11 protein-coding genes are annotated in these 11256 nt (G+C 47.3%); 7 read left to right on the forward strand and 4 right to left on the reverse strand.

Annotation, left to right across the window (positions count from 1 at the left end; genetic code table 11):
* Window positions 1-237 precede the first annotated feature (237 nt).
* The 3 genes from AB1552_14115 to AB1552_14125 all read left to right on the forward strand — a co-directional run bounded on the left by AB1552_14115 (window position 238) and on the right by AB1552_14125 (window position 2005).
* Window positions 238-570, forward strand: coding sequence for a hypothetical protein (locus AB1552_14115; GenBank protein ID MEW6054894.1), 333 nt, complete (start codon window positions 238-240; stop codon window positions 568-570).
* Window positions 571-653: 83 nt separating this feature from the next.
* Window positions 654-1616, forward strand: a complete 963-nt coding sequence (locus AB1552_14120) for a hypothetical protein (protein MEW6054895.1) — start codon at window positions 654-656, stop codon at window positions 1614-1616.
* Window positions 1613-2005 (forward strand): hypothetical protein, encoded by a 393-nt coding sequence (locus AB1552_14125; protein ID MEW6054896.1) that lies wholly within the window; start codon window positions 1613-1615, stop codon window positions 2003-2005. The genes AB1552_14120 and AB1552_14125 overlap by 4 nt, the downstream gene beginning before the upstream one ends.
* Window positions 2006-2251: 246 nt before the next feature.
* Here the strand turns inward: AB1552_14125 and AB1552_14130 are convergent, their stop codons facing one another.
* Together AB1552_14130 and AB1552_14135 are read right to left on the reverse strand one after the other, a co-directional pair.
* Entirely contained in the window at window positions 2252-3502 is a 1251-nt protein-coding gene (locus AB1552_14130) for a SufD family Fe-S cluster assembly protein (GenBank protein ID MEW6054897.1), read from the reverse strand.
* Window positions 3493-4215, reverse strand: coding sequence for an ABC transporter ATP-binding protein (locus AB1552_14135; GenBank protein MEW6054898.1), 723 nt, complete (start codon window positions 4213-4215; stop codon window positions 3493-3495). Before AB1552_14135 ends, AB1552_14130 begins: the two co-directional genes overlap by 10 nt.
* Window positions 4216-4515: 300 nt before the next feature.
* Between AB1552_14135 and rho the strand changes: the two genes are divergently transcribed.
* Window positions 4516-5766 carry a transcription termination factor Rho gene (rho, locus tag AB1552_14140; GenBank protein ID MEW6054899.1) on the forward strand — a complete coding sequence of 417 codons (1251 nt, stop codon included), beginning with the start codon at window positions 4516-4518 and terminating at the stop codon, window positions 5764-5766.
* 194 nt (window positions 5767-5960) lie between these two features.
* Window positions 5961-6359 (forward strand): PaaI family thioesterase, encoded by a 399-nt coding sequence (locus AB1552_14145; GenBank protein MEW6054900.1) that lies wholly within the window; start codon window positions 5961-5963, stop codon window positions 6357-6359.
* 39 nt (window positions 6360-6398) lie between these two features.
* Here AB1552_14145 and rsmG read toward each other — a convergent pair whose 3' ends face one another.
* Together rsmG and mnmG are read right to left on the reverse strand one after the other, a co-directional pair.
* Complete coding sequence (gene rsmG / locus AB1552_14150) at window positions 6399-7028, reverse strand: 16S rRNA (guanine(527)-N(7))-methyltransferase RsmG (protein ID MEW6054901.1); 630 nt, start codon at window positions 7026-7028, stop codon at window positions 6399-6401.
* Complete coding sequence (mnmG, locus tag AB1552_14155; GenBank protein ID MEW6054902.1) at window positions 7009-8859, reverse strand: tRNA uridine-5-carboxymethylaminomethyl(34) synthesis enzyme MnmG; 1851 nt, start codon at window positions 8857-8859, stop codon at window positions 7009-7011. Before mnmG ends, rsmG begins: the two co-directional genes overlap by 20 nt.
* A 98-nt stretch (window positions 8860-8957) precedes the next feature.
* Here mnmG and AB1552_14160 point away from each other — a divergent pair, with 98 nt between their 5' ends.
* Together AB1552_14160 and AB1552_14165 are read left to right on the forward strand one after the other, a co-directional pair.
* Window positions 8958-9809, forward strand: a complete 852-nt coding sequence (locus AB1552_14160; GenBank protein MEW6054903.1) for a radical SAM protein — start codon at window positions 8958-8960, stop codon at window positions 9807-9809.
* Window positions 9802-11082 carry a radical SAM protein gene (locus tag AB1552_14165; GenBank protein MEW6054904.1) on the forward strand — a complete coding sequence of 427 codons (1281 nt, stop codon included), beginning with the start codon at window positions 9802-9804 and terminating at the stop codon, window positions 11080-11082. The genes AB1552_14160 and AB1552_14165 overlap by 8 nt, the downstream gene beginning before the upstream one ends.
* Window positions 11083-11256 lie beyond the last annotated feature (174 nt).

An 11256-nucleotide genomic window follows, 5' to 3' on the forward strand; every position in this document is an offset into this window, starting at 1 on the left:
GCAGGCGGCCTGGCGTATTGCCGTCGAGGCCTGGCTGAATAAGAAAGGTTTTGTAACCGTGACCCTGAATGGAAAAGTGTTACCCAGTTTTTTCTGATTTCGGTATCATTAACTCATGGCGTGCACAGAATTTGGAATTGAGAATATTTCTATTCTCATATTTAAAAACCTTTTTGGACTTTTAGCTGCTACAGTTGCAGTATATGAATTCGCACATTGTGTGGAGGGATTAAAAGAATGATTGATGACTTATCAGCGAGACTATTCATAAGAATTATTACAATAATTGGTGCTTTTATAGCTACCCTTTATATCTATTATACCCGCCAGAAATGGATAGAAGTCTCACAAGGAATTAAAACGCTCGCGTGTGGAATTCTACTATTATCAATCGTTCTTATAATTACGGTGATGAGCGGTAACGGATATATCGAGACTGAAAAAATATTAAACGTTTTAACTTTGCATGACTTTAAAGTAGGATTTTCTAAAGTTATTGCATTGGCCTATGTTTTAATTATTGCTGGTTTGGAAATTCTACTTATAATTATGCTAAAAAAAGGCAAATAAGACACATCTATAATGAATGAACAATAATCCAAAAGCAGATAATTGCAAGAAGGAATTTAAGAACAGCCAAAACAATGGGCGTTATGGCAATCATCCAACCTTCAGAGACGATCTTTTCTTTTGAACTCAAGAGAAACTTCGCATTCGGAATACCGATATCCGTTAGTTCAGGCGGACTGGCAATGGATGCGGATAGACTAATGACACTCGTTAAGTCTCTGGATGGAAATACAGAAAAACCAAAACAGTTCTTCCTTGCATCTGGAATGAATAGCTCTGCTTTTGAGCACTCAGTGCCAGAACAGTTGTTCTCAACGCCAGAAAACCCAGCACAGGGGATTTCTGCGGTAAAAGCCTTACAGCTTGCCAATGATCAGGGAATCACTATTTATACCATCAACCAGACAAACATAGCCTCTATCTTGCCCCAACTTCAGGTTGACAGTGATGTTAAAAGTGATATTGTTAACGCTGTCAACGCAGGGAAAGTTGTCACGGTATCAAAGACGAATATCATATTCAACGGATGGATCGGATGCGGATATATAATCATCGACCCTGTAACCGGAGCAGGGGCATACATGATAAGTGGTGGGATGAATGGGGCAGAAATAAAATTGAAAAAAGAGTATTGGAGCATTTTTGACACACTGTTTGCAATATTAGACATCAAGAATGAATTTTTAAGAAGTCTCATTGAATCAAAGTTTTTTGAGGGAATTGGGAAAAAGGCAAACTTTTTTGTGTTTCTGATCGAAATATATCAAGATCTAAATAAAGTTCTTAATGATCCAGATACAAGTCCAGAAGAAAAAGTTGCCTCTTCAATTTTAATCGCTTCCGTTGCTCTTCTTGAATTTGCAACAATAGCCTTTATAGCTGCTGCAGCAGTTGCTGGAAGTATAGCAGGATGGCAAGTTATTTTAGCGACTATTTTTGTAACATTTATGTGCAATGTAATTAAAACAGAGTTTTTGGAATGGATATCAATGTTTACAAAATTAAGGAGAAAATTTATGAAAGGGCGGGTGGCGAGGTACGCATGAAATTCATAGACATTGACAAAATAAAGTATAAGCCCGATCTGAAAAGGGATTCATTATTTATTTTATTGGCAGTCATTTTTGCAGTTATTGCAACAATAAAAAAATTTGACGATATGAGCAGTGTCGTCAAGATCATTCTATTTTCTGTTCCAATTACATCCGTAATCCTGTTCCTATATTTCAAGATTGATTCATATTTAAAAGTTGAAGCAAAAATCAAGAAATTGTCATTCATAGCTTTGTTCGTGCTTGCATATATTCTTCCCAAAATTATTTTTAAAACGGTTCAATCCGACTTTGTTGAGTATTTAATACTCTGGGTATGCGTTGAAGGTCTTGCATTCGGATTCCTTATCGAGCCAAGACTGAGAGAAAAGAGAAAGGAATAGGGGTAAGGTTCTCCGGCGAAGCATGGCCTCTTGGTAAGAGATAGACGCAAAGCTAGGGGACGTTGCCAAGATAACCAACATATACTAAGATGTTGCCATGCCAAGACAAGCAAGACTAGAAGCTCCCGGAGTGCTGCATCATGTAATGGCAAGAGGGATAGAATAGGAGCTGATATTCAAATGGTAATAAGGGGGTTGTCCCCAATTTGCCAAAATTTGCCAATTTGCCAATTTATTGTATGAGCTTCACAGCGCCTCATGGGCAGTGGCCTTTATCACCTCTTTGATATTCTTGTCGAGAAACTCGGGAATATAGGGGATATCAAGATTGAGAAACCCTGAGGTGATGACGGAAACAGCATCCTCCCGCGATATGCCTCTGGACATGAGATACTCCACCTGTTCCTCAGAGATGGGACCGATCGATGCCTCATGTGAAAGCTCTGCCTTCAGGGAACCGTCCGAGACCAGCTGCGGGATGGCGTCAATCTTTGCCTGCCGTGAGAATAGAATCCCGCGACAGTCGAGATGCGCAAGGCAATACTCCCTGGTCTTTGCAACAAGGTCTCCCCGCGCAAAGATAATGCTTTTATCAGCGGCAATCGTCCGTGCGACAGATTCCCCCCGGGTATCAGTCCCTTCAAGGATAATCCTGGAACCGAGATCGATATATGAGTCCCTGAGTCCGTAGACGACTGTATTGAACTTTGCAGATGACCTGTCCCCCTTAAGATGCGCGACGGGAAAGGCCTGTATGGATTTGACCGGCTTCAGGAGCACGTAATTGCTCACAAAAGAACCGTCTTCTTCGACGACCGCCCATGTTCTCGGCCTGACATGAAAATTGTCTGCCCAGTTATGGATCATCGTGAAAAAAAGCTTCCCGCCCTTTTTTACATAAAATTCTGAAATCCCAAGATGAATCCCTTCTGCACTGCTGTCCGACAGGGTGCAGCCGGTGATCACCTGGAGTTCCGCACCTTCCTCCACAATGATGATATTATGCACGTTTTGACTTATATAGTTTTCCGCTACCAGAAGGCATGACTGCACAGGGTACTGGGGTTTCTGATGAGGAAATACCCGGATGAAATAGCCGTGGGTCATATTCAGTGCTGCCTGTGCGGTATATTTGTCCTGGTCTATGGGGACCGATTTCCAGAAGTACTCCTCAATCCAGTCGTATCTGGTCAGTGCATCGGACGTGCTCATGATCTCCAGCTGCCCCTCATATGCCTTATTCAGGCTTTCATACACCACAGACTGGTCGACCTGCAGAAAGGACCCGGCCCGGTATTCTTCATTCAGATTGATTCCTGTAAGGATCGCTGCCTCCTGAGCCTGATGCGAAAGGCTTTCGAGGCTCTCGATTTTTCCCCTCTCTATATGCTGGTTATATTGTGAAAGATCTATGTCCGGACCGAAGAAGGCCTTTTTGTCTTTTGCACTTTCGGCTTTTGCCCGTATCTCTGAAAGGCGTGTTTCGCTTATCGGCATTCCGCGCACCTCCTGTAGCCATGCTTTTTGATCTCCGCAAGGATATCGCGGGGATTACCCCTGCAGAGCAGATTTCCGTCAAATACGATATACCCCTTATCTGCGTTCACGAAGTCAAGGATATAGCCGGTATGAGTAATGATAATCGCACTTCTCTTCGGGTCTTTCACTTTGTCTTTTCCAAGGAGCGAGTTTATCGCCTCACCTACGAGCGCAATGTTTTCTATGTCTACCCCTGATTCCGGTTCATCGATGAGGACCAGATCGGGTCGCTGGACCATAAGCTGGAGAAGCTCCGAGCGTTTCATCTCTCCACCGGAAAATCCGTCATTCAGTCCCCTGTTCAGGTGCTCAGAAAGGTTGAGCTTCTGGACTTTTGCGGAGATATCCTGCATGTCAGAACCATTGATGATTTCGATCATTCTGCTCAGCGTGACACCTTTCACGGTAGGCGGCCGCTGAAAAGATATGCCGAGGCCGAGCCGTGCCCTTTCAGAAAGATCCATGCCGGTAATATCGTTGCCTTTGAAATAGATCCGGCCCTGCTCTATTTTATATTTTGGAAATCCCATCAGTGTCATCATGAAGGTTGTTTTGCCTGCTCCATTGGGACCGAACAGCATATTGATTTCCCCGTAATTCATCGAGAAATTCACGCCCTTCAATACCTGTCTGTCACCGACGGATACCCAGAGGTCCTGCACCATCAGCATTTCGCTCACAATTGTATTCTCCTTCCATGAATGCGGATATGATTTCTATTATTTATGAAAACCCGGAATTAGTAAATATAATTATTTATTTATTGATCTGGCGTTACATGCAGTACAATCTGGTATTGACAAAGGCATTTCTCATTTAGTATGGTATGGAAAAGACAATCTTCGTCGAATAACCGTATAAACCTCCCTGGATAGGCAAAGTCCTACCGGGTCATTAAACCACCGAATAAGAGTAATCCTGATAGGAGTATAATGATGGAAAACCCGAAGAAAAGTGCAGTGACAGATCATATTTCTATTTCCGAACTGAAAGAGAAAACGATTGACGAGCTTACCGACGTAGCGAGGGATCTGAATGTTGAAGGCGCAAGCAGCATGCGGAAGCAGGATCTGATCTTCGCCATACTCCAGGCACAGACAGAAAAAACTGGGTATGTATTTTCCGAAGGGGTGCTGGAAATCCTGCCCGACGGTTTTGGATTTTTGAGGTCACCTGACTACAGCTACCTGCCGGGTCCGGATGATATTTATGTATCGCCTTCGCAGATACGAAGGTTTAACCTGAGAACCGGCGACCTTGTCTCGGGCCAGATACGCCCTCCGAAAGAGAGTGAGCGGTATTTTGCCCTCCTCAAGGTGGAAGCGATTAACCACGAATCCCCTGAAGAGAATATCAACAGACCGCTGTTTGATAACCTGATTCCTTACTACCCGACCGAAAAGATCAAGCTTGAATATGACCATAATGATTTCTCGACAAGGGTAATGGACCTCATATCCCCCATCGGCATGGGGCAGAGAGGAATGATCGTCGCCGCACCGCGAACCGGAAAAACCATGCTTCTGCAGTCCATTGCCAAGGCTATCAAGAAGAACCACCGGGATATCCATCTTATGATCCTCCTGATCGATGAGAGGCCGGAGGAAGTGACCGACTGGAAGCGGCAGGTTCCCACGGCAGAGATAATCAGTTCAACATTTGATGAGCCGCCCCAGCGGCATTGCCAGGTATCGGAGATGGTGATCGAAAGGGCAAAGCGCCTTGTCGAGTGCAAGAGGAATGTGGTCATTCTCCTGGACAGCATTACGCGGCTGGCGCGCGCATACAATGCCGTCATCCCGGCAAGCGGGAAGGTGCTCTCAGGCGGACTCGACTCCAATGCGCTCCAGAGACCCAAGAGGTTTTTCGGTACCGCAAGAAACATAGAAGAAGGGGGAAGCTTAACCATTATCGCAACCGCGCTTGTGGATACCGGGAGCAGAATGGATGACGTCATATTCGAAGAGTTCAAGGGAACCGGTAACATGGAACTCCATCTTGACCGGAAACTTGTTGACAAGAGGATATTCCCGACAATCGATATCAATGCATCAGGCACACGAAAAGAAGAGCTCCTTGTCGACAGGGATGTGCTGAACAAGATGTGGATATTGAGAAAGGTACTGACCCCCCTCAGCACGGTTGAGAGCATAGAGTTTCTCCTCGGGAAGCTTATGGGTACAAAGAGCAATAAAGACTTCCTGGAAATGATGAACAAGTAATTCCCCTGGCATATGTACCGGCAGGCTGTCTGTCCGGTGCAATGGCCCGGTGTAACACGAAGAATACGCGGCGGAAATTTCCTGCATATGTGTGTCCTGACAGAAATGCGGTCTTTTGAGGAAGCATCTCCTTTCATGGATATGAAAGGCCTTGCAAGTCCTCTGCCCTCTCCTTCGGGACTCAGCGTTCTTCTGTGAAGCACATCTGGGAAGACGACAATTACTGCTTTATATGCGGGGAAACCAACCCCGCAGGCCTTCATCTGAAGTTCTCTCTGAGGGATGGGAAGGTACGCACAGAATTCACTCCGCAAAAGATCCATCAGGGCTATAAAGACATTGTGCACGGTGGCATTATCTCTGCCATTCTGGATGAGGCAATGGTCAAGGCTGCCTTGCTGCAGGGAATGCCGGCTGTTACGGCAGAGATGGTGGTGAGATTCAGGCATCCCCTCAAGGCCGGAGAAACGGTGTTTGTGGCAGCAGAGGTGCAGTCAATGAACAAAAGGATTATTGAAACATCAGCGATCGCTGAAAAGGCAGATCATACCATCGTTGCTGAAGGATATGCCAAATTAATGAGACAGGGTTAAAGCGCGTTCCCGGCATATCCCTGGTTTTCCGTTCCTGATTTATCTGCGTACGATAACGAGATATCTCTGAATGTCTGCAAGCGGCAGGGTAATGGGTAATATTTCATAATTCCGGTCCTTCAGCTTCCCGAGTTCTTCCTGTACCCTTGGACCTTTACTGAGAATCAGGAATCCTTCACTCCTGACAATGTGTGAAGCCTTTCCAATGAATTTCCTGATATCAAACAACGCCCGTGTCACCGCTGCATCTACAGGTGCGGATAAGTCCTGAGTTACCGTAACATCCTCTATCCGCTTTTCAATGACCCCGATCTCTTCAAGCCGGAGGGATCGTATGATATGCCGGAGAAAGGCGGTCTTTTTCCCTGAAGGCTCGATAAGGAATATGGACAGGTCCGGACGGATTATTTTCATCGGTATTCCCGGAAACCCTGCCCCGCTTCCGATATCCGCAACCGTGAGTATGCCAGCGGGCAGGGCTTTCAGATACAGCAGGGAATCGATGAAATGCTTAATGATGATATCCTCATCTTTTGTGATGCCGGTAAGATTATAGGCCCTGTTCCACTTTTTCAGTTCTGCAAGATAATAACCAAATGCTTCGATCTGTTCCCCTGCTGGGATGAATCCCAGTGCAGCAATGCCTGTTTTAAGCAGTTCTCTGGTCACGCTCTCGCTTCAGTCTCTCTATCGCGACCATAAGGAGGGAGATCGCTGCCGGTGTGATTCCGGGGATTCTGCTCGCCTGCCCGAGATTTTCAGGCCTTACCTCCTGGAGCTTGGTCAATACCTCCCGGGAAAGCCCGTTGACAGAAGAATACTCAAAATCTCCGGGTATCTTCTTTCCTTCGATGTGCTTGAGCTTTTCAGCCATCTGAAGCTGCTGGTGGATATACCCGTCGTATTTAACCTGTATCTCGACCTGTTTTTTCATATCGCCGGTAAGCGGTTTATCGGATGGCGCACGTTCATCGATGAACGCATACCGTATTTCAGGCCTTTTCAAAAGCTGCTCAAGGGATTCTGCCTTGTTTGGATCATCGTATCTGATCCGAATTTTTTTCAGCCGCTGAAGCTCTTCGCGTATAAGCCGTTTCTTTTCGAGAAATTGCGCATATACATCTTTCTCGAGCAGCCCTGTATCGAATCCCTTGTCCATCAGGCGCAGGTCAGCATTGTCATGACGAAGGAGAAGACGGTATTCAGCTCTGGAGGTGAACATCCGGTATGGTTCATTGGTTCCCTTGGTGATGAGGTCATCGATGAGAACGCCGATGTAGGCCTCGTGTCTTCCAAGAATGAGCGGTTCCCTTTTCTGAAGTTTCAGCGCTGCGTTGATCCCTGCCATGAGCCCCTGGGCAGCAGCCTCCTCATAGCCCGACGTCCCGTTTATCTGGCCTGCCAGAAACAGCCCGTTGATCTTTTTGGTCTCAAGAGTATGCTTCAGCTGGTTGGGGAAAACGTAGTCGTATTCGATTGCATATCCCGGCCTCATAATCTCGGTTTTCTCAAGCCCGGGAATAGTCCGCACAAACTTGACCTGCACATCATAGGGAAGACTTGTCGGTATCCCGTTTGCATAGTATTCTTTTGTCTCAAGCCCTTCGGGTTCAAGAAAGACCTGATGCCGCTCACGTTCCGCAAACCTCACCACCTTGTCTTCTACCGACGGACAGTATCGTGCTCCGATTCCGGTGATCCTGCCGCTGTACATGGGGGAACGGTCAAGATTATCCAGTATGATCGTATGTGTTGCCCTGTTGGTATAGGTGATATAGCAGGGAAGCTGCGGGTTGGTGATCTCGATCGTGCTGTGTGAAAAGGGGGGAGGGGGCATATCTCCGTATTGAGGATCAGTGGCTGAGAAGTCGATGGTCCTGGCATCGAGCCTTGGGGGTGTCCCGGTCTTCAGCCTTCCCATGCTGAATCCCAGTTCCCGCAGAGAATCGGACAACCCTATGGAAGGGAACTCACCGGCCCGTCCGGCGGAGAAGTTTTCGAGCCCGATATGTATTAATCCCTTCAGGAATGTGCCGGTTGTGACAATAATTGCGTCTGCCCCGTAAAAGATACCGAGAGAAGTGACTACTCCTTTTACTCTCCCGTCCTCGGCAATGATTTTTTCTGCCAGCGCCTGCTTGATATCCAGATGTTCCTGCGATTCGACGGCTTTTTTCATTGCAAGCTTGTAGAGAACCCTGTCAGCCTGGGCCCTAAGGGACCATACCGCAGGACCTTTCGACATGTTCAGCATCCTGAACTGAATCCCTGCCTGATCCGTTACCTTTGCCATCTCTCCGCCGAGAGCGTCAATCTCCCTCACAAGGTGCCCTTTTGCGAGTCCTCCCACTGCCGGATTGCAGGACATCTGTGCAATGGTATCGAGGTTTATGGTGAAGAGGCAGGTGGAAAGACCCATCCGCGACGACGCAAGCGCAGCTTCGCAGCCCGCATGCCCTGCGCCGATTACGATCACGTCATAATCACGTTCTTTATACATATCATTTACTATAAAGGATTCTTTCGGTCTGATTCAATTTGATGGAGAAGGGGGTATGGTATAATTTTGTATGTCGGAAAACAGTAGAAAGCAGATCCTTGCTGCAGTATAAAGAGATATTCCTGGGCGGTGAATGCAACAATGCGTGTCTTTACTGTTCCGCAAAGCATAAGACTTCACCGCAGAGTGATTTTCCCTCAGTCGATGCGCTAATCAATCAGAGAGAAACCGACAGCATCGCGTTTCATGGCGGTGAACCGACTGTAAGGCGCGATATCTTCAGTATTCTTCAGGCGGCCAGAAGAAATGGATACAGAAGAATCAAACTCTTCACAAACGGGAGGGCGTTCGCTGACCCGCACTATGTCCGCGGTATTTTCAGCGCGGGATGCGCCCTCTTTGAGGTAAAACTATGGGCTTCAACCCCCTCTCTCCATGATCATATTACCGGGGTGAACGGGAGCTTCCGGGAAACGGTTCAGGGATTGGAAAATATCACTGAATTCCCCCATGAAAAATTTGCCAGCATACGTATACCCGTCTGCAGGGACAATCTCGCTGATCTTGAAAATACTGTCACTACGGCATTGAACTTCGGAATTAACCGTATCATCCTGTCGGTGGAGGACTATTCCATCCCCTTCGGGGCTCTCATGCCCCACGTCGCAAATTCTCTTCACATAAGTATTTTCAACCGTGTCTGGATTCTCACCGAGGGTATCCCCTTTTGCGTTATGCGGGGACTCGAACCGCATATTGGAGAACTTCTGTCCGGCATAACAGGGATTTACGAAAGAACGTTTCAGCACCATAGCGCGTGCGTTTCCTGCATCTTCGGGGAAATCTGCCCCGGAGTCGAGGCAGGGCATCTCGCGCAATTCGGAGACCGGGATTTTGCGCCGGTCACAGCTACCAAATACACCGAACACATAAGGGCTTTCCATGGCTAAGAGAAGAGTGCTTCTCCTCTCATTCAACTGGGCGAACCATTTTTCTCTCGCACTCGGATATCTCAAGGCGTATGCGTTTAAGGACGCTTTCATCCGGGATGCAGCCGAGATCGAGATCATCGACTTCGATGCAGAGGTGCTCAATGTGCAGCAGGTTGTCTATTATCTGACACAGTTCAGGCCTGATATGATTGGTTTTTCATGCTATTGCTGGAATATTGCCAAGGTTCTTGACACCGCGCGGATGGTAAAAACGATTTTCCCTGCAACGAAGATCGTCCTCGGAGGTCCGGAGGTCGGGCCGGTCGGTGAAAAGTATCTCCGTGAAAACCCTTTTATCGATTTTGTGGTGAAAGGGGAAGGAGAGATCACCTTTTTGGAACTCCTGAGATGGTATGCGGGAAAAGGACGTCTGGAAGATATTCAGGGCGTGAGTTTCCGGCACAACGGGCAGATTCAGGCGACCCCGGACAGACCACCCATTGAGGACCTTGGCATAATCCCTTCTCCCTATCTGGAGGGTATCCTCATGCCCCGGGACAAGGTGACCTATATCGAGACCTATCGCGGATGCATGTTCAAATGCCACTACTGCTTTGAAGGAAAGAACCTTCCGAAGCTCCGGTTCTTTCCCGAGGATCGGGTCAGGAGAGAAATCGAGTTCATCCTGAGTTATCCCGAAATAAAGAGCTTCCACTTCGTCGATACAGTCTTCAACTGCAGAAAGGAATACCTGAGGAAAATAGTGGACATGATATCACAGACTAACCGGTATGGGGCTGAATTGCGGACAGTCGAGATCATCGCCGAATTTGTGGACGAGGAGACAATCGCACTTTTTCAGAAGGCGAACATCAGGAGCATTGAAACGGGTCCCCAGACCGTGCATAAAGACACCCTGAAGAATGTCAACCGGTATTTCAATGAAGAAAAATACCGCAACGCGGTAAGACTTCTCGAAACCAACGGGATAGAAGTCACTTCGGATCTGATCATCGGGCTGCCCGGCGATACCTTTTTCAAGTTTGCCAAATCAGTGAAGACGATTATGGATATGCATCCCTCGAACATTGTCTTCAGCATCCTCCATGTGCTCCCCGGCACCGTCCTCTATGAAAGGAGCGAAGAGTTCGGCCTGAAATTCGATGACAGAGCACCCCATCTCGTCCTGAGCGCTCCGGATTTCCCCTATGAAGACATCGACAGGGCGGTCATCATGGCATACAGCTTGGACAGGGAATATAACATCAGACCGCCTTCACTCGACGTGTAACCACCTGCGATTCAATCCTGCATCACACGCGTCATCTGTTTCATCTGCGAATAAGCATCATTCCGCTGCGTGAGTTGAGGAATGATGTGTGAAGGACGAAGCCGCTGCGCCAGATATGGGGATTCGATAAATTCTCTCGGAACGAACTTTATCGAAGTGGATAACGGGGACAGT

The sequence above is a fragment of the Nitrospirota bacterium genome (assembly GCA_040754395.1).
GTDB lineage: Bacteria > Nitrospirota > Thermodesulfovibrionia > Thermodesulfovibrionales > SM23-35 > JBFMCL01.